This window comes from Arthrobacter sp. Y3221157, assembly GCF_059089865.1.
Window position 1 is genome coordinate 37508 of sequence record NZ_JBNHFD010000010.1, and the last position, 21709, is coordinate 59216.

Annotated in this window: 18 protein-coding genes; 7 read left to right on the forward strand and 11 right to left on the reverse strand. The window is 63.9% G+C overall.

All coding sequences use genetic code 11. The annotated features are described in order from the left end of the window. Window positions 1-98: 98 nt before the first annotated feature. Window positions 99-3821 carry a type I restriction endonuclease subunit R gene (locus AC5RTT_RS05165; RefSeq protein ID WP_494144289.1) on the reverse strand — a complete coding sequence of 1241 codons (3723 nt, stop codon included), beginning with the start codon at window positions 3819-3821 and terminating at the stop codon, window positions 99-101. Window positions 3822-4058: 237 nt separating this feature from the next. On the opposite strand from AC5RTT_RS05165, the gene AC5RTT_RS05170 reads away from it, so the two are divergent. From AC5RTT_RS05170 to AC5RTT_RS05185, 4 genes are all read left to right on the forward strand, one after another. Then, window positions 4059-4733 carry an Rv1352/Rv1906c domain-containing protein gene (locus tag AC5RTT_RS05170; protein ID WP_494144290.1) on the forward strand — a complete coding sequence of 225 codons (675 nt, stop codon included), beginning with the start codon at window positions 4059-4061 and terminating at the stop codon, window positions 4731-4733. A 41-nt stretch (window positions 4734-4774) separates the two neighbouring features. Beyond that, complete coding sequence (locus tag AC5RTT_RS05175) at window positions 4775-5416, forward strand: DUF4352 domain-containing protein (RefSeq protein WP_494144291.1); 642 nt, start codon at window positions 4775-4777, stop codon at window positions 5414-5416. Window positions 5417-5530: 114 nt separating this feature from the next. Further along, window positions 5531-6544 carry an EcsC family protein gene (locus AC5RTT_RS05180; RefSeq protein WP_494144292.1) on the forward strand — a complete coding sequence of 338 codons (1014 nt, stop codon included), beginning with the start codon at window positions 5531-5533 and terminating at the stop codon, window positions 6542-6544. A gap of 455 nt (window positions 6545-6999) precedes the next feature. Continuing rightward, window positions 7000-7713, forward strand: coding sequence for a hypothetical protein (locus AC5RTT_RS05185; protein WP_494144293.1), 714 nt, complete (start codon window positions 7000-7002; stop codon window positions 7711-7713). A 17-nt stretch (window positions 7714-7730) separates the two neighbouring features. On the opposite strand, the gene AC5RTT_RS05190 is transcribed toward AC5RTT_RS05185, so the two are convergent. Further along, window positions 7731-8756: a restriction endonuclease gene (locus tag AC5RTT_RS05190; RefSeq protein ID WP_494144294.1), complete on the reverse strand. Its 1026-nt coding sequence runs from the start codon at window positions 8754-8756 to the stop codon at window positions 7731-7733. Between the two features lie 150 nt (window positions 8757-8906). On the opposite strand from AC5RTT_RS05190, the gene AC5RTT_RS05195 reads away from it, so the two are divergent. Further along, the gene (locus tag AC5RTT_RS05195) at window positions 8907-9620 is read left to right on the forward strand and encodes an endonuclease/exonuclease/phosphatase family protein (protein ID WP_494144295.1); all 714 of its coding nucleotides are present in this window, start codon (window positions 8907-8909) and stop codon (window positions 9618-9620) included. Between the two features lie 55 nt (window positions 9621-9675). Here AC5RTT_RS05195 and AC5RTT_RS05200 read toward each other — a convergent pair whose 3' ends face one another. From AC5RTT_RS05200 to AC5RTT_RS05215, 4 genes are all read right to left on the reverse strand, one after another. Then, on the reverse strand, window positions 9676-10446 hold the full coding sequence (locus AC5RTT_RS05200; protein ID WP_494144296.1) for an SCO1664 family protein: 771 nt from the start codon (window positions 10444-10446) through the stop codon (window positions 9676-9678). Continuing rightward, window positions 10446-11000, reverse strand: coding sequence for a DUF3090 domain-containing protein (locus AC5RTT_RS05205; RefSeq protein ID WP_494144297.1), 555 nt, complete (start codon window positions 10998-11000; stop codon window positions 10446-10448). Before AC5RTT_RS05205 ends, AC5RTT_RS05200 begins: the two co-directional genes overlap by 1 nt. A 24-nt stretch (window positions 11001-11024) precedes the next feature. Beyond that, entirely contained in the window at window positions 11025-11717 is a 693-nt protein-coding gene (locus tag AC5RTT_RS05210; RefSeq protein ID WP_494144298.1) for a histidine phosphatase family protein, read from the reverse strand. 62 nt (window positions 11718-11779) lie between these two features. Next, a complete protein-coding gene (locus tag AC5RTT_RS05215) occupies window positions 11780-12142 on the reverse strand; it encodes a UBP-type zinc finger domain-containing protein (protein WP_494144299.1) in 363 nt (120 codons plus the stop codon). A gap of 99 nt (window positions 12143-12241) precedes the next feature. Here AC5RTT_RS05215 and AC5RTT_RS05220 point away from each other — a divergent pair, with 99 nt between their 5' ends. Together AC5RTT_RS05220 and AC5RTT_RS05225 are read left to right on the forward strand one after the other, a co-directional pair. Then, the gene (locus AC5RTT_RS05220) at window positions 12242-14005 is read left to right on the forward strand and encodes an NAD(P)/FAD-dependent oxidoreductase (protein ID WP_494144300.1); all 1764 of its coding nucleotides are present in this window, start codon (window positions 12242-12244) and stop codon (window positions 14003-14005) included. After that, window positions 13986-14855 carry a hypothetical protein gene (locus AC5RTT_RS05225; protein ID WP_494144301.1) on the forward strand — a complete coding sequence of 290 codons (870 nt, stop codon included), beginning with the start codon at window positions 13986-13988 and terminating at the stop codon, window positions 14853-14855. The genes AC5RTT_RS05220 and AC5RTT_RS05225 overlap by 20 nt, the downstream gene beginning before the upstream one ends. 10 nt (window positions 14856-14865) lie before the next feature. Here AC5RTT_RS05225 and AC5RTT_RS05230 read toward each other — a convergent pair whose 3' ends face one another. From AC5RTT_RS05230 to AC5RTT_RS05250, 5 genes are all read right to left on the reverse strand, one after another. Continuing rightward, window positions 14866-16725: a vWA domain-containing protein gene (locus AC5RTT_RS05230; RefSeq protein ID WP_494144302.1), complete on the reverse strand. Its 1860-nt coding sequence runs from the start codon at window positions 16723-16725 to the stop codon at window positions 14866-14868. 205 nt (window positions 16726-16930) lie between these two features. Beyond that, entirely contained in the window at window positions 16931-18451 is a 1521-nt protein-coding gene (locus AC5RTT_RS05235; protein ID WP_494144303.1) for a glycoside hydrolase family 32 protein, read from the reverse strand. Window positions 18452-18454: 3 nt separating this feature from the next. Continuing rightward, window positions 18455-19333: a carbohydrate ABC transporter permease gene (locus AC5RTT_RS05240; RefSeq protein WP_494009330.1), complete on the reverse strand. Its 879-nt coding sequence runs from the start codon at window positions 19331-19333 to the stop codon at window positions 18455-18457. A 1-nt stretch (window position 19334) separates the two neighbouring features. Continuing rightward, window positions 19335-20309, reverse strand: a complete 975-nt coding sequence (locus tag AC5RTT_RS05245; protein WP_494144304.1) for a carbohydrate ABC transporter permease — start codon at window positions 20307-20309, stop codon at window positions 19335-19337. A gap of 73 nt (window positions 20310-20382) precedes the next feature. After that, the gene (locus AC5RTT_RS05250; protein ID WP_494144305.1) at window positions 20383-21675 is read right to left on the reverse strand and encodes an ABC transporter substrate-binding protein; all 1293 of its coding nucleotides are present in this window, start codon (window positions 21673-21675) and stop codon (window positions 20383-20385) included. Window positions 21676-21709 lie beyond the last annotated feature (34 nt).

A 21709-nucleotide genomic window follows, 5' to 3' on the forward strand; every position in this document is an offset into this window, starting at 1 on the left:
ACTGCGGGCCCGCCAAAACCTGTAGATGATTCGTATGACGACATGATTTCCCCATTTTCGTGTTTGTTACTGCTGCCTGCTGACAGAAGACCTAATGGCTAAAGACGTGCTTCAGCAAACCGTGGAGCCATTGACTCCATCTGCTCCATCACTAGCTTGATGGCCTCGGGCTGCTTGTCCGGCGGGTAACCAAACCGGACCAGGAGGCGTTTGATGGAGGAGCGAAGCTTTGCCCGAACGTCGTCGCGGACGGTCCAGTCCGTTCGCACGTCCCGCCGCATTACCGAGACGAGCTCGCGTGCAATGTCAGCCAGGACGCCTTCCCCCTGGACTTCCACCGCAGACTCGTTCTGGGCCACAGCGTCGTAAAAAGCCAGTTCATCGGAGTTCAACGGGGGAGTGAACTGCTCCCCACGCTTACCTTCGGCAGCCACTTCGCGCGCCAACTCCACCAGCTCCGCGATCACCTCAGCCGACGTCAGCTGCTGGTTCGTGTACTTCTTCATCAGCTCGGTGATCCGCTCCGAAAATGCCCGCTGACGAATCACGTTGTTCCGGGTGGAAGATGCAGATTCATCGGCAATCAGTTTCCGCAGCGCCTCGATGGCCAGCTGCGGGTTCCGTGCCTTCTGCGTCTTGGCAATAAACTCGGGTGTCAGGTCATCCAGGGACGGCTTGGGCATGCCGGCGGCGTCGTAGATGTCCATCACCTCGCCCGACGAAGTGGCGGAAGCGATCAGGTTCCCTAGCAACCGTTGGATCTCTTCCGGTACAGGTTCCCCACTTGCTTGGCGGTCGGCGGCGTCGTACTTCGCCATCCATACGCGGATCTCCTCGTAAACCTGGATCTCCGGCCGTAGCTCCGCCAGCGTCTCGGAACCGGAGCACAGCGCCCAGGCCCGGGACAGCTGTCCAGAAAACCTGCGGTACTTTGAAGCCAGTGATTCTTCGCCATTTGCTGGCTGATTGCCTGACGTACCCGGATTGCGCAAATAGCTGACAGCACCAGTCACGGCGTTCAGGAATGACTTCGGCCCGCCCTTCATCAGCACGGACTTCCAGTCATATCCGGCCAGAAGGGTGCGCAGGTTCTCCACCAGGGACACCGTCAGGCCGATGGCCTCTTCGATGTTCTTGCCCACGGGCTTGTTCGTCTGGTCTGATTTGGTGTACTCGCTGAGTGCCTTGGACAGGTTCTCCGCCAGTGGTGCGTACGCCACCAGCAGGCCGTCTTCTTTTCCTCGGAACGTGCGGTTCACCCGCGCCAGCGTCTGCATCAGCAGCGCGCCCTTAAGCGGCCGGTCCAGGTACAGGGTGTGCAGCGGGGGAGAATCGAAACCGGTGAGCATCATGTCCTTGACGATCACCAGTTCCAACTCGTCGTCAACGTTCTTGAGCCGCTCCTTCACCTGGGCATTCAGGGACTCCCGGCGTACATGGCCGGACACCGGCGGCACATCGGTGGCGTCACCCGAGTACACCACTTTGATCTTGCCCTTTGACAGGTCGTCCGAATGCCAGTCCGGGCGCAGTTCCACAATTGCGGCGTACAGCTTCGCGCAGATCTCGCGCGTCCCGCCCACGATCATCGCCTTGCCCGGCGCCTCGATGAACTTGCCCATCCGCTCGCGCCGGTTCTCCCAGTGCGCCACCAGGTCCTCGGCCAGCGCGGCGATGCGCTGCGGCGCACCATAAACGGCGTTGACGACGGCGACACTCGCCTCGATGCGCGCACGTTCCGTATCGTCGAGCCCCAGGGTCAGTTCATCGGCGGACTTGTCCAGGTCCTCTTCCGTGACCCCTTCGGAAAGCCCCACCTTGATCAGCCGCGGCTCGAAGTACACGGGTACGGTTGCACCGTCCTCCACTGCCCGGGACAGGTCGTAGATGTCGATGTATTCGCCGAAGACGTCCTGGGTGTTCCGGTCGTCAAAGGAGATCGGGGTACCGGTGAAGGCGATCAGTGTTGCGTGGGGGAGCGCATCGCGCAGGTGCCGGGCGTAGCCGTCCAGATCGTCGTAGTGGGAGCGGTGGGCCTCGTCCACCACCACGATGATGTTGCGCCGGTCGGACAGTAGCGGGTGGTCGGCGCCAGCGTCCTTCTCCGATTTGCTGCGGCCGAACTTCTGCAGGGTGGTGAAATAAATACCGCCAGTTGTCCGGTTGCTCAGCTCGTCGCGCAGTTCGGAGCGTTTCCTGATCTGCTTGGGCGATTCGGCGAGCAGCAGGCTCCGGTCGAAGCCTTCGAACAGCTGGCCGTCGAGCTCGTTCCTGTCAGTGATGACCACGACCGTCGGGTTCACATACCTGAGGTTGCCGGTATTCATAAGCTCCTGGACCGTTGCGGGCTGGAGTGGGGCGCCGGCCGCCGCGGGCTGGACCGCCGGCAGTGCAGGCGGCTCGGCCGCCCCGGCGGAGAGGACCCGGACGAGTTCCTCGATCCGCAGCGCTGTCTCAATGCCGCGCGCCGCCGTCGTACTTTTGGCCGGCGGGACGCCGACAAGCGATCCGTGGCTGGCCAGCAGTATGCGCGTCTGCACCAGACGGGCGAACCGGAAGGAGTGGGCACGGATGGTGGCGCGGCTGCCCATGGAGGCGACGGCGTCGCTGATCAGGTCCTGGCTCACATCGAGGGTGAGCGGCCTAGTGCTCAGGTCCGCCACCATGGTCCAGCGGTCGGCGATGGGCACTTCCGCGAAGGACGGACCCAGCACCCACAAAGCTTGCGGTTCCCGTGGCTTGGCGCGAAGAAGACCCGGCTGGAGCCGGACGATTGCGCGCACCCGGCCGGAGCGCAGGAGACCTGCGCGCAAGTTCCCGGCCTCGCCCGGCAAGGCGTCGCACAGCACTCGGGCAGGGGCAATGACCACCGCCCGCTGGGAGTCGTCCATCTGCAGGACGATGTTCTCGATGCCCAGCAGGATGCCAGTGGTGTCCAGTGCAGGATCGCCGGGAGCCGGATATTGGGCCACATGCACGGCGGGACCACTGACGGTGAAGGCGCCTTTGGCGTCAATCTTGACCGGTGCGCTGTCCGCGCCGTGCACTGCCAGGCGGCGGCGGGCAAACCGTGAGGCGCCGCCGTCGTGGTCTGCTGCGAGGAAAGTGACGGGCCCTGATTCGCCGGACTGCTGCACGATGCTGAGCATCACGTCGCTGCCGCCCGGCGTGGAGTCTACGAACAGTGGCTTCCGGTCCAGGGTTGCGGCGAGCTCCAGGGCTGTGGTGCTGACAAGCTTGAGCGCAGCGTCCGTCAGTGCAGTGTCCGATTGCTCCCGCAGCCCTGCCTTGAAGCGGTGGGCGAGCAGTTTCTCGAACGCTGCCAGCGCGCTGAACGCACTGTCTGCAAGCCGGTCGGCGAAGTGTGCCAGGCCCGGCAGTGCAGTATCCAGGGCCTCCAGCTCGGAGTAGAGGAAGACGTCGTCCGGGTCAGCCTCATCGGCGGAGTCCAGCAGCTCGGCGGTGCTGGTTCGGCTGAGGGTCTGCCCGGTGATGACCTTTAGGGCGAGGAGCGAGGTGAGGCCATCGAAGGTCTGCCGACTGTCCCGGGGAGCTCCAGCTGCCGGGGCGGCGAGCCGGGCAAAGACAGCGACGTCGTTCCGCGCCTCAGGGTTGTTGCCGCGGCCGGTGGCCTGGAGCCAGGCGGTGACGTCGTCGGCGTCGAAGAGTTCCACCCCGTTGTGGTTTCCCTTGGCTGCCGGAAACGGCAGCGGTCCTCCGCCGCTCCGCTTGCGCCACATGGAGACAACCGGGCGCTGCACTTGTGCCAGGGCGGCGACGTCGGCGAGCGACATGCGCAGTTCCCCGGTGGCCGTGTCCATGCTTCCCCCTCGTTGGTAGTGGTGGCTTCAGCCTAGCGGCGCTGGCAGACATTACCGCTCCGGCGCTGATAACCCGGGTTATCAGCAAACATTGGTCGATCAACCCCGGACTGGCCATAGGTTCGTCCTGCAGCCAAGAAGGAATCTTCCGGAGCTGCGGCGGCGGCGGGAGACCGCACATTGGGGGAGCAGGATTCCGCCGCCGTTTAGCGGTAATCCACGAACAAAGGAAGAGAAATGTCGCACAGCCACGTCAGCCCGGATCCCTGGGCGCAGGAAGCCTCCATCGAGGAGGTTTTTATCGGCCCCGCCGGCGAGCAGCCGGCTTCAGCAGCGAAACCGAAAAGGAAGAAGCGGATCCTCCTGGCGGGCGCCGCCGTCGTACTTTTCGCGGGCGGCACGGCCGTTGGGACTATGCTGCCGGACCCGAAAACAAGCGAGGCGTACCAGTCCCTGGCGGACGAGAAGTCCACGGTTGAGACCGAGCGGGATGCCGCATTGTCCAGCTATGCCTCACTGAAGGGCAAGTACGACACCCTCGAAAACGGAATGGCATCCCGCGAATCCAAAGTCGCAGCCAGGGAGGCCGAGGTGGGCAAAGCCGACGCCGCGGTCAAGACTGCCGAAGCTGCGGTGAAAGCCCGCGAAGAGGCTGTCACCGGAGCAGAAAAGGCCAAAGCCGCCAACACAGTCAGCGACGGAACCTGGACCGTGGGTACCGACATTGAACCTGGCACCTACCGTGCCGCGGCTGCCGTGGGCTCCACCTGCTACTGGGGTATCTACCGCAGCGGCAGCAACGGCGGCGACATCATCGAAAATGACATCCCGGGAGGCGGCCGTCCCGTGGTCACCCTCTCGGCCGGCCAGGACTTCAACTCAACCCGCTGCGGCAAATGGGAAAAGCAGTAACAACCTCCGCATCACAGCACGCACTCTCGAAAGGCATCACAATGACTGACCAGAACTTTGCATTCCCCACCCAGCCGGCAGCTCCGGCACCGGCCAAGCGCGCCTTCTACAAAAAGAAGCGTTTCGTTATCCCTGCGGGCGTCCTGCTGCTCGGCATTCTCATGGGCTCCTGCTCCGGCGGCAACACCGGCACCGCTGGCGGCACTGGTGTCCCGGCTGCTTCGGCCGAGGCAGTCCAGCCGGCGGCAGCACCGGCGTCGTCCGCTCCTGCGCCTGCTCCGGCGGCGCCCGCCACCCCGACGGTAGGAACGCCGTTCGCTGTGGACATGCGCAACGGCAACGTTGCCAGGATTACGATTATCTCCGCCGTCCGGACGGATGCCGTGAGCACGACGGCGTTTGCCACCCCGCCGAAGAACGGCACCTACCTGCTCCTGGACGTCCTCTGGGAAACGGAGAAGGGCACTACCTCGTCCAACCCGCTGTACTTCTCGGCCAAGGACGCAAACGGACGTAAAGCCGACATCAGCATGTTCGCGGACAACCAGCTCGGTTCAGGTGACGTCCTGCCCGGGGACAAGTCTCGGGGTTTCATTGCGTTCGATATTGCGCCGGGTGCTGCCACCGTAATGATCTCTGATCCGCTGTTGCAGGAAGCGGCGCGGGTTCAGATCTCGGGATAGTTGCAAACCTTGGGGGGAAGGAGACCCTCTTGCGAACCACAGCGCCTTACCCATGCGTCGCACCACGTGGTGCATTATGGGATCCAGCGACCACAGTCGAAACGGAGAACCTCAGTGAGCACATTTACCGATCCGCTCGTCGGCGGCGCGACGCCGATGAGCGCCTACGAGGGGCAAGTGTGGGACAAGCTCAACGAGCACTGGCAGCGGCGTAACAACCGCCGGGGCCTGCCGAACTGGGCAAGCACTGCGCTCGAGCGCACCGGAGAGGTAACAGGAAAGGCCGTGAACAGGGTGACGGCAGCTGTGCCGGAGCGGGTCAAGGAGCCCATGCGCCGTGCCGGCGACGCTGTCGGAACCGCAGCGGTGCGGCCAGCGCTCGAAGGCGCGGCAGCGCTTCTCGAATTGGTCAACGACTGGGCTATGGAACTCAACGACCCTGAGGGCGTTGAAAAGCTTGCCCGCAAGCGAGGTCTCGAGCTCAACAGTTTCACCGAACTGCGGCAACACGACCTCAAGGTGTGCGACCGGCTGCTGAAATTCAACACCCTCACGTGGCGGACAGCTGGCGCACTGGAAGGTGGGACGATGGGTGTGCTGGCCCTGACTCCCGTGGCCGGCATTCCTGTTGCGATGTCAGCGGACATTCTCGTCATCCAAGTCCTGAGCACGTCGATTGCGGCGCGGATCGCGTACTCGTACGGCTACGACGCAAGAGACCCCGATGAGCAGATATTCATCCAACGCCTGGTGCGCCGGTCATTCATGGCGCAAGCTGCCAAGGTCGAGCCCCTGCGTGACGTCGCCCGCGCAGCCGAAGCGATCAATGGACGTGTTCGGTGGTCCGACAAACTCCGCGCCGACCACCGTCTGCTGGCCGCCCTCGAGAAGCTACTGCAGCACCTCGGTCCGGCTGGCGCCAGAGTGCCGGTTCAAAACGTTGCCAAGGTGGTGCCGTTCGTGGGCATCCTCATTGGTGCCGGTATGAACTCAGCGGTCCTCGGCAATGTGGCCGCTGATGCGCAACGGTACTGCCAGACCCGATTCCTGTGCGAGAAGTATGGGTTACCGCTACCAGCCGCACTGTCAACGGATTCAGAGGACGAGCCGTTGACTGAGGCCCCTTAGGTAAAAGCGGCTGTGTCAGTCTCAGTACATTGGCTTCCGGCGGGGCGAGTTCAATTTAGTAGGCTGCGATCCCGATTTGCATGTGTAACGGAAGCGCTCTCACAATACGTGACAGGAGCAAATTAGTAAGCTGGTGAAGCGCGGTGCAATGAGCACCTTGTCCAAGTTGCCAACAGAGCGATCGTTTTAAAAGCCGCTCAGACCATCGCTTTTTGATTTGGTAACGCAGCAAAGAAGATAATGGAAGCAATGAAGGCCTCCGGATCCCGGGGGCCTTTTGCAATTCCTGACCTACGTCTTATCAGCTGTCTATCATCCAACCGCCTGCCCATAAATGAATAGTCTTTCCAGAATTCGCGCCCTTGGCATCCGCCAAGGGCGCTTCGCTTTAAGTCACCCGGAGGAGAAACCATGACCGAACAAGATATCACCCCGTACTTCAACTGGATAAGAACATGTTGCGTAAAGAGGAGCGGCCTGTTGTATCCAGGATGCTGGGCATCCGTGAATGGACTGTGTGCTTCAGCGCAACGGCTGCTCGCGTCGACAGGTTCTTGCAGTTGGGGCATGAGGGGTCCAAGACTCTGCCCCAATCCCTTGTACTCGACATCATCGAACTCGACCAAGCGGCACTCACTGATGCCCTTGACGCTGAAGGGTTGCTCAAGAACTTCGTTTTGTTTTGGAGTGCTGTGGCAGATGTCTATGGCAGTACCGGCACTAGCTCTCAGATCGAGGCGAAGCGTCTCGATCTCCTCGTGGAATGGTCCTTGTTGCTGACGGCCCTGCCAGGGTCAGGCTACCCAGGAGTGAAACCGCTGGCGCCTCGGTACCGACATGAGCGCGCGCGTCTGGCTCTGACAAAACTACGGAAAGAGAAGACTGACTTCGCGCACGTGGCATCGGGCCTCCAACTTGTGCAGGAGCAAGAAGCCACGCTCGGCATGCGCTGGGATATGCAATCGGCGGCGTTCACGAGGATTGAGGAGACTGCTGGCAGAGGACTAGAAAGCGGTCCACAGCCGGGGAATAAAAGCGGTGGCAAGCTTGTCCACCGCGACGCGGAATTTCCGGTCGCGGCATCGATCGTTCGCGCTGCGCAGGAGCCCACCCTGAGGTTCGAACTCTACGGCAATTGGCGGGACCACTGGAGGAACACGATGCCCTAGCTCTGTTCCCGTCCGGATTAGCGTCCTTCGCTAGCGCGGTCCACCACGTACACCTGGCGGAGTGGAATACGCGTTTTCCACAGCGATGATATGTTGTCGTAATTCTGCAGGGTCAGTTCTACGACATCTGCTCCGGTTAGGAGACGAAGGTTTTGCCTTTCGCGCTCATAGCCCACTGCATCTTTGCTGAAACTTCCAAGGCAGACGAAGAGGGCAAGTTCACCGTGTGCGAGCGTTCCACTGAGGCGCTGAACGTCTGGCCGGGACTGCTGTGCGGCCGTGTGTTTGCACTGGACCTTAATCACGGGCGGTTCGAGGCCCAGAGGGTCCTTATGCGCGATGACATCAACACCGCCGTCCGAGGAGTAAGGCGTGACACGGGCTTGGTATCCCATGGCGCGGAGGAGATCAGCCGTGAAATGTTCGAACTCTTCGTGTGAAAGGTCTTGCAGCAGGGTCTTCAGAATGAAGTCGTGGGTGAACTGGTCCAACCGGGCGGCGCTTGGCTCGGTTTCGATCCACTCATCGGCGGCGTGCGCCTCTGTTGAAACGAGGTGTTCCTGTGGAGAGCTGTTTGTGCCTGCATCAAGGAAACTCATGAACACGGAAACATTTTTCCTGACCCGGAAAAGCGTCATTGCGGAGCCAATTTCATACAGTGCTGCCTGGGGAAACAGGCCTCGAGAAACCCCCGTCTTTACCCATCTCACCTTGCGGCGGTGGGGGTGGACAGGGGCATCGGGTAGGTATTCGTATTCCCCCGTAATGACGCCGAAGTTTAGGGTACTGTCGGCGCGATACGGTGCAATGACAATGTCGCCCTTCTTCATTTCAAAGCCGAAGCGATAGAGAATGCCAGCCCAGACTGGAATAGCTCCTGCCTTGGCTTCCGGATAAGCGCCGGTTAGTGCGCGCTTCAATGAATCGCGGTCGCTGCCGATCGACCGGATGTCGGGAATGGCAGACCAGCCAATGCTGATGAATCCCTCCTCAACCAATTCATCAGACAGTGCGTCATTGTGAATGCCCCAGACTGCAACCAACTTGTCCCCGACCTCTCCCTTGCCGCTTCAGCCAGTTCAGCTTACCTTCGGGAGGTTGGACGCCCATAAGCAGCAAAGTGGACACCAACTATCCAGGGTGCGAGGCATACAGGGGCGTTGGGCCGACCCACTGTCAAGTAACTTGGAGGCATGCGAATAGTCTCCTGGAACTGTGCCATGGGTTATGCCAGAAAGCGCACGCAGGTCGAGACGCTTCGGCCCGACATCGCGGTCCTCCAGGAGGTTTCGCAGAAACATATTGCTGAAAGCGATGCTCCGTTCAAAGCCTGGGTCGGTTCCAACCCTCACAAAGGTCTCGGCGTCATAGGTTTCACGGACCGCTCCTACACACTCCATGAAGCCGGACGTCTCCTGCCCTGGCATATTCCGTTCATTGTGGACGGCGTGAACATCGTCGCACTATGGGCTCACGTCCGCGATAAAGACCTGAAATATGTCCGCGTCACGCACGAGGTTGTTGACCGGCATGCTGGCTTCCTGACGTCGGGACCTTCTCTGCTTATCGGCGACTTCAACAGCAACACCATCTGGGACAGCGCACACCCGGGACGGAACCATTCCCTGTTGGTCAATAAGCTGCACGAACTCGGACTACAAAGCGTTCACCATCAAAGTGAGGGAATCTCTCACGGTGCCGAAAGTACCAAAACCTACTACCACACAAAGAAGCTGCACTTCGGCCACCACATTGACTACGCCTTCCTACGAAGCGCATCAGCGTCTCTCGAGATTGGCCGGCACGAGGATTGGCTGTCGTACAGCGACCATATGCCCCTGATTTTGGACCTCGAACCTTTTCCACGAGCTGGGGTTCCTGCCCGCCCCGTCAGTCCCACAGAGTGAGCGTTCTATGCCTTCAATGTCCGCATAGTCTCCGAAGCCTGCAACCCGTTTGTCCTTAGAACAGCGGCCAGGGGACCGCAGGCATCTCGGCTCTCGGCGCGGGGAAACGCCCTGCGGACCGCAACCGGGCGCAGCGCGCTGCCAGCGACGCGACTTCCTGGGCGCTGAGCAAGTTCTCCAGGCTTCGGCCCAGGTCTCCGTTCAAGCCTTCGATGATGCGGTCGATGCCGTCGCGTTCCTCGGCAGTCAGTTTGTCTCCCAGCCACCCCCACAGCACCGTGCGCAGCTTGTAATCCCGGTGGAAGGTGAGCCCGTGGTCCACACCGTGCCGGTGGCCGTCCGCCATGGCAAGGATGTGGTCGCCTTTGCGGTCGGCGTTGTTCACGACGACGTCGAACATCGCCATGCGTCGAAGCGCCGGCGTGTCCTCATGGACGAGGGCGACTCTCCGTCCGCTCCCATCCTGGCCCTCAAGGACGTGTTTCCACCCGTTCCCGGGTACGTCGTCGTCCGCCGCAACGAGGTCCACCGCAGTCTGGCCGGGATCTGACTCCTGCCACAGCTGCACCATTCCTTCGCCCAAAGGACCATCGCGGAGCCAGGTGAATGGCACCACGTTCCAGCCGAAGACCTCGGAAACCAGGTACGCTGCGACCTCCCGGTAGGCCAGGAAGCCGTCGGGAAAGTCCCACAGCGGTTTCTCCCCGGCTATCGGCTTGTAAACGACCGTGGTGCCGCCGATGCTGCCCAGGAAGGTGGCGTTCGACGCCGTCGCGATGCGACCGGTGAGGGTCAGCTCGGCAGTCAGCAGGTCGGGCGCCGGCATCAGACCTCGGGCAGTGTGCAGACGTGCCCGTCGGGGTCCACGGGGTAGCCGCAGAGCGGGCACGCGGGACGCCCGGCACCCACCACCTCCCGGGTCCGCTTGGCAAAGGCGCGGGCGGTGCCAACGGGCATCCGCACGAGCAGCATCTCGGGTACCTCGCTGCCGTTCCCATCAGACGGTTCGTCGTCTTCATCAGAGTCGGCATCCATGATGGGGTATGCCTCGATGACCACCTGCGCCGTCGTCGGGTCCCAGCCCAAGGTCATGGCCCCGGTGCGGAACTGCTCCTCGACCGCTTCGAGCTGGTCATTGTCCACGAGTTCTATAGGTGTACCCGTGGGAACGCTGAAGGGGTTGCCCTCAAGCGTGATGAGCTGATCGAGGATTTCGTCGATCTTCTCGGCGAGCTGGGCCGACTGCTGCTTCTCGAGGGCGATGCTCACAATTTTCTTACCTGTGCGTACCTGCAAGTAGAAGGTGCGCGCCCCGGGAACGCCGATGGTGCCAATGACGACCCGGTCAGGCCAGGCAAACTCGTGGACAAGTGTGGGCATGTCAGTATCTTAGGCACATGAGGTCTACTGCGCCGTGTGCCCTGCACCGCCGCCCACGGGTGCATCGCCGGTTTTGATACCGTTCGACAACCACGACAGATCCCCGGCGTCGGTGTTCGTCGCATGGACGCTGGGCCGAAGGGGGCCGTAGTGGACGATCGATACGGAGGCAGGGCCCACGTTAATGCGCTGGAACAGATCGAGGTGCATACCGAGCGCGTCGGCCAGGATTGATTTGATGACGTCACCGTGACTCACGGCCGCCCACACGGCTCCTGGCCCGTATTCGGCTTCGAAGGCTGCATCGTGGCGTCGGATTGCTGCCACCGAACGGGCCTGCATCGCTGCCATGGATTCACCGCCGGGAAAAACGACGGCGGACGGCTGCGACTGCACGGCCGCCCACAGGTCTTCGGTCGCGAGATCACTGAGCATCCGCCCCTGCCACTGGCCGTAATCGCACTCGGTGAGATCGGGCTCGGCCGGCGCATAAGGATTACCAGCCTGGCGTTCCAGGATGAGCTGTGCGGTTTGCTGGCAACGCTCGAGGGGGCTCGATACCACCCCTGCCAGGGGCACCACGGCGAGTCGGTCTCCGGTCAGAGCTGCCTGCTCGCGCCCAACCTGGTCCAAGCTGACGCCAGCCGCCCGGCCCGCCAGCATTCCAGCGGCATTGGCTGTGGTGCGGCCGTGCCGCACGAGGATAACTGTCGCCATCCATCCAGCCTACCCAGCAACCCCGCCGAAACCCGCCGGCGCAATTGATGCCCGGTCCGCGGTTACCGGTGGATGTGCTCCTGCCAGTCTGCCGGTACCTTGCCAGCCGGTCCGGGTGACGGTTGCTCCGGCGGCCTGGACTGGGGATCGGGAAGCCGCGGGCCGCGGAAAAACCTCTTCGTGGGAAGTTCGTAGAACCAGTCCTCCCCGGGTTCAAAGGATCTCATGACTGGATGGCCATCGGTGCGTGCGTGGGCACTGGCATGCTGCGAGGGGGATGAATCACAGCATCCGATATGGCCGCATTGGGCGCAGCGGCGCAGATGCAGCCACCATCCCGGGCCGTCACCGCCGAGGCACTCCACGCATCCTGTTCCGCTGGGCGTGGCGGCGGGGCTGATTCCGGGAATAGGGCGGTCTTCCATGACGTCCTCATTCTGGCAGAATCTCCGTACCTTGTCCCCACTGTCCCGGCGGGAGTATCGTGATCGCCACCGAACCATTGATCCGGAAAGACGGCGGCCATGGACGACTCGGTTCCGATCATGCTGATTGCCACCCCGGACCCGGCCTCCCGGCGCATCCTCGAAGATGAGCTACGCCGACGGTACGGCGCCGACTACGAAGTGGTGGCCTGCGCCGGCCACGCCCACGGACGGGCTGTGCTTGAGGGGCTCCGGCACTGGAACCGCCAGGTGGCCCTCATCCTCGGATGCTATGGCCCGGCTGACCGTGGCGGACTCGATTTCCTGCGCCGTGCCTACGGCTTCCATCCGGCCGCCAAGCGCGGTGTGGTGGTGACATGGGGTGACTTCGCCAGCGCCCCCACTGTCTTCCGGGCGATCGCCCAGGGACACGCCGAATTACTGATCATCCGTCCCGAGCGGTCCCGCGACGAAGAGTTCCACGGGGCCATTACGGACGCCCTCGACGACTGGCACCTGGCCCAGGGTGTCGGGTTCGAGGCGGTCCGGCTCATCGGGCAGGTAGGCGACGAAAGGACCCACGTGCTGCGCGACTCCCTGAGCCGGAACCACATCCCCGTGGGCTTCCACCCGGTCGGATCAGAGACGGCGCAACGGACGCTGGAGAACCTGGGCCTGCGCGACCCGGTGCTGCCGGTCATGGTGCTGCAGTTCACCGCTGCCCCCATTGTCCTCGAGAATCCCAGCGACCTTGAGATCGCCGAAGCCTTTGGGGTGACGCGGCCACCACCAGCGGACAAGATCTTTGATGTTGTGGTTGTGGGAGCCGGTCCGTCCGGTCTCGCCACAGCCGTTTACGCCTCCTCGGAAGGCCTCTCCACCATGGTGGTGGAGGGGGAAGCCGTGGGCGGCCAGGCCGGCACCAGTTCGTTGATCCGCAACTACCCCGGCTTCTCCCGCGGCGTCAGCGGAGCCCACCTGGCCTACCGCTCATTCCACCAGGCCTGGACCCTGGGCACGGACTTCCTCTTCCTGCGGAAAGTGGAGAAGCTCAGCGTTGATGGAGCCCTGTACCGGGTGTCAATTTCCGACGGCACCGTGGTGCGGTGCCGCACAGTGGTGGTGGCAACAGGCGTGGACTACCGCCGCCTCGGGATACCCCAGCTTGAAAACCTGGTGGGGAGGGGCGTCTTCTACGGGGCAACGGTCTCCGAGGCGCCCTCGATGACCGGAAAACACGTCTGCGTTGTGGGCGGCGGCAACTCGGCCGGGCAGGCCGTCCTGCACCTTGCGAAGTACGCGAAGAAGGTGACGCTGCTGGTGCGCGGGCCCACCCTGTCGGCCAGCATGTCGGAGTACCTCATCTCCCAGCTGGAGGCCACCCGGAACGTGGCGATCCGGTACGGGACAGCGATCGTGGGGGCGGGCGATCAGGACGGATTCCTTGCCAGCCTCAAAGTGGCCGCAACCGGGGCCGGCGGCGCAACGTCAACCGAGGAGATCGAAGCGGGCGGCTTGTTCGTGCTCATCGGATCGGTGCCGCGGACCTCCTGGTTGCCCGACACCGTGGAGCGGGACCAGGCCGGCTTTCTCCGGACGGGCACCAGCGGGGATGCCGGCAAGGATGCCACCAGGCCGGACCGACAGCCCTTGGCCCTGGAAACCAGCATGCCCGGCGTTTTCGCGATCGGTGATGTACGTGCCGGTTCGATCAAAAGAGTGGCTACGGCAGTGGGGGATGGGGCCACCGTGGTCTCGATGCTCCATGCCTACCTGGCCGGGCACCCACTGCCCGCCCCGCCCTCCGCCCCAGGTGAGGCGGCCGCACCCGAGGAGCTCTCCGGTGACGTCCGCTTCAACTGACGCCGCACCGGTGATTGCGCCGATGCGGTGGCTGCTCTACATCGCCGCATTCCTGGTGTTTCTTGCCGGCCTGGTGCTGTTCGTGTTTCCGCTCAGGACTGCGGAATGGTTCGCATGGACAGTCAATCCGCCCATGACCGCTGTGTTCCTCGGTGCGGCATACTGGTCGGCCGCTGGCCTGGAGGTGGCGGGCGCCCGCTCAGCAAGCTGGGAGTCAGCGAGGCTGGCAGTCTGGCCCGTTTTCGTCTTCACCACGCTGACTCTGGGAGTCACCCTGATCCACCTCGACCGCTTCCACCTCTCGCCCGGCGCTGGCCCCCTCGCCCAAGTAGCCACCTGGGCGTGGCTGGCAATCTATGCCATCGTGCCCGTGGCGATGCTGGTGATCAGCTGGGTGCAGATCCGGTCCCGGCGTCCGGCCCCGGCATCCGTGGCGGCGGTACGGCCCGTGCTGCCCCCTGCGCTGCGGCTGCTCCTGGTGGTCATAGCCGGGGTGCTGGTGCTCTATGGCGTGGCGCTCCTGGCAGTACCCGCGGCTGCTGCGACGTGGTGGCCGTGGACATTGTCCGAGCTCACCGCGAGGGCCGTCGGAGCGTGGCTGGTGGGCCTGGGCTGGTCCGCCGCGCAGGGCCAGTTCAGCGGCGATGTCCGCACCGTCCGCCCCGTGGCCCTGACCTCAGTCGCATTCGTCATCCTGCAGGCGCTCGCCCTGCTGCGGCATGGCGACGCCCTCACATGGACAGGCGGGCCGGCCGTCGGCTTCGTCACCGTCCTGATCGCCATCGGAGTAGCCGGTGCATGGGCGCTCGCATTATCCCGTTCGCCGGTAGCCCGGGCCGGAAGTGCGTGAGGACCGGCGCCTAGAAACTGGTCACCAGTTCGCCGAGCACCTCTTCGAGCCGGTTCGGGTCCGTGGCGTCGTAGTAGTGGGCGCCGCTTGCCTTCGCGATTTGGAGGAGGGTGGGGACGTCGGCGTCGGGCCCGTAGGCAAGGGTGAAGACGAGCACCGGCGTCGAATGGTTCTGGTGGCCTAACTGCTCGCTCAGCCCGCCCAGGTCGCCCGGATGGGTGGTGTCATTCTTGCCGTCGCTCAGGAGCACGATGGTGTTGATGAAATCGTCCTTGTATCCCTTGGCCTGCTCCCCGGCGAAGCGGCTCACAGCTTCGAAAAGTGGCGTGGCGTCCACGGCCTTCAACTCATTGAGCTTGGCGATGAGGTCCTCTTTGTTGGACTTGAACGGGGCCACGGGAGTCACGATGCCCGGCTGCAGCGGTCCGTCGCCCTCATGGGAGAAGGCGGCCAGTCCAATCTCATCCTCGCCCGTGAAGTGGTCCAGCGCTTTGACCACCGCGTCCTTGGCCCGCTGCAGCTTGTTGGCGCCCGGATCCTGCACCATGGACTCCGAGACGTCCACCAGGAACAAAGCCCTGGCCCGCTTGCGGACGTCGGGGAAGCTCCCTTGCATGGCGACCAGGATCTCCGCCTTTGGCAGCGGCAGCGGCTGGAGCGTCTGGGCGTAGCGTCCGGTACCTGCCACCCCCGTATCCAGCTCGCCCTGGATGGACCGGTAACCGGACGCCTTGACAACGTTCTGGCCCTGTTCCGTCACTGCAAAGGCGAGGAAGTCCCGGGCCGCGGACCGCTGCAGGCTGTCCACCCAGTCTCCGCCGAGGACCACTGCGGGGTTGTCCGCCACGTGCACGCCGTCGCTGGGGTAGATGGCGCGGAGCGCCTCCTTGGGCGCGGGTCCCGATTGCTTCGTTGTCCCGTCCTCACTGACCACGCCGCGGTTGTAGTCCCAGACGGATTTTTCATCGACAATCACCGCGGAGAGGAATTCTGCGACGTTCCCGGCGTCGTCGGCCTCCCTGGCGTGCCACAGGAAATGTTCCGGGGTAGCCATGTAATGGCTGGTGCCCAATTCCACGGCACGCACCTTTTCCAGCAGGGAGGATGCCTTCAGGTCCATGGCGTCAAGGCCGCCCACGCTGCCGCCGGCCGCGCTGTAGGACGCAGCAAGTGCCATCAGGCCCGCCGTGGAGACCAGCGGACTGGCCTTGCCGAACTTGAACTTCCCCCAGTCGCCGTGGCCCAGGCGCTCCCAGACGTCCTGCTCCCCGGCCATCTTGAAGACGTCGGACCACGACGGCGGCTGGTCGTCCCAGCCGAGGGCGGAGGCCATCGGCTCCGGCATGGCCACGACGATGGCACTGCGGGCAATGCTGGTTCCCTCCTCAGGGACAGTATTTCCGCCGCCTTGCCCGGCGATCCGCAACCAGGCGGAGGAGTCCGGCAGCCAGATGGCGGGCCTGTCGCCGGCCGGAACTCCGGGGAACTGTGCAGCCACCTTGCCGGCAGCGGCCGCCGATTTTTCCTGGGTCACTTCCGGCGTCACGCACTTGCCGTCCACATTGCGCGGTTTTGCCGTGTACTCGGCCGCCAAGGCACGCGCCATGTCGGCGTTCTCGAGCGACGTCAGGATGTTCAGCGCGATGCAGGGCGAGGACCCGGCGACGGCGGGAGGACTGTCCTGCGCGAGTGGTTCGTTGGGTGAGGGCTGGCTGCCATTCCCCGCAGATGGGCCATCCGCTGAATCCGGGAAGATCAGCGCCCGCAGGACGAATGCGCCGCCAACAATGAGAAGCGCCACGGTGGCCGCAGCGGCGATCCACACCCAGCGGGGATAGCTCGGGTCAGTTGCTGCGTGTCGACGGCCCATGCTCGTTTCCTTTGAAATCCACCGGGTTCCCCCGGCGTGAATGCAAATTATGAAACTTGCCCGCGGCACTCACACCGCGGCGCGCCTAGCCCCCTGCACCTGGATGCGCCCTTTGAGGATAACCCCGACCGGCGCTAACTGAGTGTACGGATCCACATTTTTGAATCAATCTTGCGGGATTCCGCACACATCCAGGACCTAACGTTCAGTGTCCGACGACGTCGAGCGCCACGAGCTGCGCGCCCTCACCTTCCGCGAAGACCGCCATCCCGGTGCATTCCTCCGCGGGGAACACCAGGTCCGTGATGGTGGCGAGCCCGTCCTGGGCGAAGACCTCCACCGAGCACCGGTCAAGGTACACCCGCAGGCGCAGGCGGCCTTCCTGCAGCGGCACGGCCACTTCCTCCACTGACGGGAAGGCTTCGTGGAAGCCGGTATGTCCTGACTCCCTCCGGTCCAGGCGCAGCACGCCTTGCCCGGTGTCATAGGTGAGAAGCGTCCGCCCGGCATCGCCTGCGTGAAGGACCAGGCCTACGGCGGTAGCGCTGCCCGGACGGAGTTCGGCATCGATGCGCGCTACCGCCACGGCGACGGGAAGCTCCACCACTCCCGGCGGCAAAGGCGCGGGACCGAGCCGGAAGCCCTGGCCATCCGGCTCGGCAGAGAAACCGATGGCTTCCTGCCAAAGCACCACCCTGCCGTCCACCCGGGTGAGGGTGACCTCCCGCGGCAGTGACATGGCACTGCGCCAGTCTCCGGTGGGCGTGGAACCGGCGTAGTCCCAGTTGTTCATCCAGCCGATCATGATCCGGCGGCCGTCCGGAATGTTGCTGAACGACACTGCGGCGTAGTAGTCCCGGCCCCAGTCCAGCCAGCCGTACTCGCGCATGCGGGAGCCGTCCTCCTGGAGCCCCTCGGTGACGGTGGATCCTGACCGGAACGCCATGCCGTCGAACTCTCCCACGAAGTACTGTCCTGCCGAACCGCCGGCGATGCCTCCCGGATTGATGTTCACGACGAGGACCCACCGGGTGTCCCGCGGGTTTCCGTCCACCGGCAGCTCGAACAGGTCCGGGCATTCCCACACCCCGCCGGTGGCGTTGGCCGGGCCGAAGGTGCTCAGGTACTCCCAGGACTTCAGGTCCGCGGACCTGTACAGCACCACCTGCCGCTGCACCGCTTCGACGGCGACCATCACCCAGTAACTTTCGCCGCCGCCGTCGTACCAAAAGACCTTGGGGTCGCGGAAGTCCGCCGAGGCGCGGTCCAGGACCGGATTGCCCTGGTGCTTCGTCCAGGTCCGGCCCTCGTCCAGGCTGTAGGCGAGGGACTGCGCCTGCCGGCCGGCCAGCGGGGAGGCCCCACCGTACGCGCTGGTATAGATGGCAACCAGCGGAGGTGTGTCCGCCGTGCCGAAGCCGCTGGTGTTCTGCTCGTCGAACACGGCCGAGCCGGAAAAGATGGCTTCCTGGTCATCACACGGGATGGCCACCGGCTGCTCGTCCCAGTGGAGCAGGTTCCGGGACGTGGCATGGCCCCAGGACATGTTGCCCCAGTCGGCGCCGAAGGGGTTGTGCTGGTAGAAGAGGTGGTAGGTGCCGTTGAGGTACACCAGCCCGTTTGGATCGTTGAGCCAGTTCCGCCCTGCGGAGTAATGCCACTGGGGGCGGAACCGGTCAATGAGGGACGCTGCCGGCGCGCCGGCCGCCGTCGATAGTGTTGCCATGGTTCAGCCCTTCACGCCGCTGGAAGCGATGCTGTTGACGAATGAACGCTGGAAGGCGATGAAGAGCACCACCACCGGAACGGTGATCAGGGAGGCGTATGCCATCACTTCGCCCCAGGAAACGTTCAGCTGGAAGAAGTACTGGATGCCGATCATCACGGGCCGAAGCTCCTCGGACTGGACCACCATGAGCGGCCAGAGGTAGGAGTTCCACGCCGGCAGGAAGGTCAGGATCGCCACCGTGGCCGTCGCGGGGCCTGCCAGCGGCATGACCACCTGGCGGTAGATCTTGAACCAGCCGGCCCCGTCGATCCGTGCGGCTTCGTCCAGTTCCTTGGGAATGGACTCGAAGTACTGGTGGAACAGGTAGATCGAGAAGGCGTTGGCGATGAACGGGATGATCTGGACCTGGTAGGTGTCCAGCCAGCCCTTGGAGAACTCGAGGCTGAAGCCGTTCAGCTCGAAGTAGGGTAGCTGGTTGACCCACCACACCAGCGGCAGGGCCAGGGTCTGGAACGGGACGATCAGGGTGGCCAGGATCGCGGTGAAGACGATCTTCTTGCCCCTGACCTGCATGCGGGACAGGGCGAAGGCGCAGAGGCTGTTGACGAAGATGCCCAGGATCACGGTGACGGCGGAGACGCCCACCGAGTTGAGCAGGAAGCGGGCCGCGGGGACACGGTCGAAGACCGCCGCGTAGTTGTCGAAGGAGATGTTGCCCACCGGAAGGAACGCTGCCAGCGAGGACATATCACCGAAGATCTGCTGGTCGGGCTTGAGCGAGGACACCAGCATGAACACGATGGGGAACGCGGCCACGACGGCAAAGAGGATGCGCACCAGCATGGTGCCGGCGTTTTTGAGGAGCAGTTGGTTTTTCATGTCAGTCTTTCTCCCGGGTGAGGTGGCGCTGCACCGCGGAGACGATCAGGACGAGGACGAAGAACACCAGCGAGATGGCGGAGGCGTAGGACGTTTCCTGCTGCCGGTAGCCGGACTGGACGGCCTCGTAAATGATGGTGGTGGTCGAGTCCATGGGTCCGCCCTGGGTCATCACGCTGATCTGGTCGAAGAGGCCGAGGGCCTGGATGGTGATGGTGACCAGGACCAGGCTGCGGGTGTGGAACAGGCCGGGCCAGGTGACGTAGCGGAACTGCTGCCACCGGCTGGTGCCGTCCAGCTGCGACGCCTCGTACAGCTCCCCGGAGATGCCCTGCAGCCCGGCAAGCCAGATGATCATGTGGAACCCGGCGGCCTGCCAGATGGACAGGATGATGATGGCGGGCATCGCGGTATTCGGATCGCCCAGCCAGTCCGGGCCGTTGATCAGGCCGAAGCTGACGGCGGAGAGGATCTCGTTGATCAGGCCGTCCTTGCGGTACATGAACAGCCACAGCAGCGAGACCACCACCATGGAGGTGACCACGGGCAGGAAGTACACGGTGCGGAAGAAGTTCACGCCGCGGAACTTCTTGTTGATCAGCAGCGCCATCACCAGGGCCAGGCCGGACTGCACCGGAACGATGACCACGGTGAAGTAGGCGACGTTGAGCAGGGCGCGGTAGAACGTGGGGTCCGAGAAGAGCCTGGCGAAGTTGTCCAGGCCCACGAATTCGACCGGACGCGGCGAGATGAGCCGGGCGTTGGTGAAGGCCAACCCGAAGCCGAGGATGGCCGGGATGAAGATGAAGGCCAGGAGCAGCAGCGCCGCCGGGGCCATCATGCCCCAGCCGCTGAGCTGCTCGCGGCGGAAGCCGGGCCGGGCGTGGGCCCTGCGGGGCTTTACGTCAGCGTTGGACGGCGGCAGTGCGGCGTCGTGGGCGGCAGGGCGCGGGCGGGTGGGAAGGTCAGTTGCCATGAGGGATCCTTCGTAGGTCGGGCTGCGGGAGGACTGCGGCGTTGTTAGGCCGGAAGTCCTCCCGCGGCTCCGGCTAGTTTTTGTAGCCGCCGTTGGACTTGATGTTGGCGTCGATCGCCTTGACGGCGTTATCCAACGTGGACTTGGCGTCCGCCCCGTTCAGGATGTCCTGGACGGCCTTGCCGTACTCGGTGGCAATGAAGGGGTAGGCGGGCGTTTCGGGACGCATCACGGCGTACTCCCGGGAGAAGTCCATGAAGATCCGGTTTGCACCGCCCTCGGCGAAGCTGGGGATCTGCGCTGCGGCCTCTTCGCTGGCGGGAATGGCGCCGGTGGCCTTCGCCACCGCGGCGATGTTCTCCGGCTTCAGCGAGTAGGAGAGGTAGTCCATGGCGGCCTCGGCGTTGCTGCAGCCGCTGGTCACGCCCCACTGCCAGGAGGCGCCGCCGATCTTGGGGCCCTCGCCCAGGTCCACCGGCGGCATCACCACCAGGTCGTCGCCGAGGGCGGCCCTGGCTTTGTCCCCGGCCCACGAGCCCGTGTAGACAATGGCACTCTTGTTATTCAGGAAGTCCTGGGTGGAATCCTTGCCGCTCTTCTTCGCCATCAAGCCCTGGTCGGCCAGGCCCCGGAACCACTCGGCCCACTGCACGGCCTTGTCCCCGTTGAGCTCGCCCTCGGCGCTTTGGAAGCCCTCCCTGTTCACGAGGTCGCCGCCAAAGGACTGCAGGAAGGGGGAGTAGGCGTAGGGGAGCCATTCACCGGTGCCGGCGGTGCCCAGGTCCAGCGGGTGTTCCCACTTGCCCAGCGCCTTGAGCTTGGTCAGGGCTTCCTGGAACTCCTCCTTGGTCCAGGGCTGCTCCATGGTGGCAACGCGGACGCCGGCAGCCTCCAGGTCCGAGGCCCGGGCCATCATGGCCAGGGCGACGTCGTAGTAGCCCACCGCGTAGGGCTTTCCGTCCCACTCGGCCACGGTGCTGGGAAGCTGGCTCGAAAGGTCTGCATCCAGCTCCAGGGGTGCGAGGTACCCGGCCCAAGCCCAGTTGGGCACGTTGGGGCCGTCGATATCCACGATGCAGGGCAGGTTCCCGGCAGCTGCCGCCGAAACCACGGAATCGTTGTAGGAGTCCTGCGGGAAGGCCTGGACCTTGATCTTTACCTTGTCCTGGCTGCCGTTGTAGGAGTCCACGATTTTCTGGACCGCGGCCAGTTCGTCGGGATTGCCGGCATTGTGTGTCCACAGGGCAATCTCGCCGGAGCCCTCGGATGAGGAGGAGGCGCTGCCTTTGCCGCAGCCTGCGAGGGTGGCGGTGAGGGCTGCGGCAGCTATGCTGGTCGCCAGGATCTTGGTGAACTTCGTGTTCATGGGTCAGTCTTTCTGCTTGGACAGGAGGGATTGA

Coding starts and splice junctions, on each gene's coding strand:
- AC5RTT_RS05220 (WP_494144300.1), top strand. CDS start 12,242: ATGGACGACTCGGTTCCGATCATGCTGATTGCCACCCCGGACCCGGCC.
- AC5RTT_RS05235 (WP_494144303.1), bottom strand. CDS start 18,451: ATGGCAACACTATCGACGGCGGCCGGCGCGCCGGCAGCGTCCCTCATT.
- AC5RTT_RS05185 (WP_494144293.1), top strand. CDS start 7,000: ATGTTGCGTAAAGAGGAGCGGCCTGTTGTATCCAGGATGCTGGGCATC.
- AC5RTT_RS05250 (WP_494144305.1), bottom strand. CDS start 21,675: ATGAACACGAAGTTCACCAAGATCCTGGCGACCAGCATAGCTGCCGCA.
- AC5RTT_RS05175 (WP_494144291.1), top strand. CDS start 4,775: ATGACTGACCAGAACTTTGCATTCCCCACCCAGCCGGCAGCTCCGGCA.
- AC5RTT_RS05170 (WP_494144290.1), top strand. CDS start 4,059: ATGTCGCACAGCCACGTCAGCCCGGATCCCTGGGCGCAGGAAGCCTCC.
- AC5RTT_RS05200 (WP_494144296.1), bottom strand. CDS start 10,446: ATGCCGGCGCCCGACCTGCTGACTGCCGAGCTGACCCTCACCGGTCGC.
- AC5RTT_RS05205 (WP_494144297.1), bottom strand. CDS start 11,000: ATGCCCACACTTGTCCACGAGTTTGCCTGGCCTGACCGGGTCGTCATT.
- AC5RTT_RS05210 (WP_494144298.1), bottom strand. CDS start 11,717: ATGGCGACAGTTATCCTCGTGCGGCACGGCCGCACCACAGCCAATGCC.
- AC5RTT_RS05245 (WP_494144304.1), bottom strand. CDS start 20,309: ATGGCAACTGACCTTCCCACCCGCCCGCGCCCTGCCGCCCACGACGCC.
- AC5RTT_RS05165 (WP_494144289.1), bottom strand. CDS start 3,821: ATGGACACGGCCACCGGGGAACTGCGCATGTCGCTCGCCGACGTCGCC.
- AC5RTT_RS05240 (WP_494009330.1), bottom strand. CDS start 19,333: ATGAAAAACCAACTGCTCCTCAAAAACGCCGGCACCATGCTGGTGCGC.
- AC5RTT_RS05230 (WP_494144302.1), bottom strand. CDS start 16,725: ATGGGCCGTCGACACGCAGCAACTGACCCGAGCTATCCCCGCTGGGTG.
- AC5RTT_RS05215 (WP_494144299.1), bottom strand. CDS start 12,142: ATGGAAGACCGCCCTATTCCCGGAATCAGCCCCGCCGCCACGCCCAGC.
- AC5RTT_RS05195 (WP_494144295.1), top strand. CDS start 8,907: ATGCGAATAGTCTCCTGGAACTGTGCCATGGGTTATGCCAGAAAGCGC.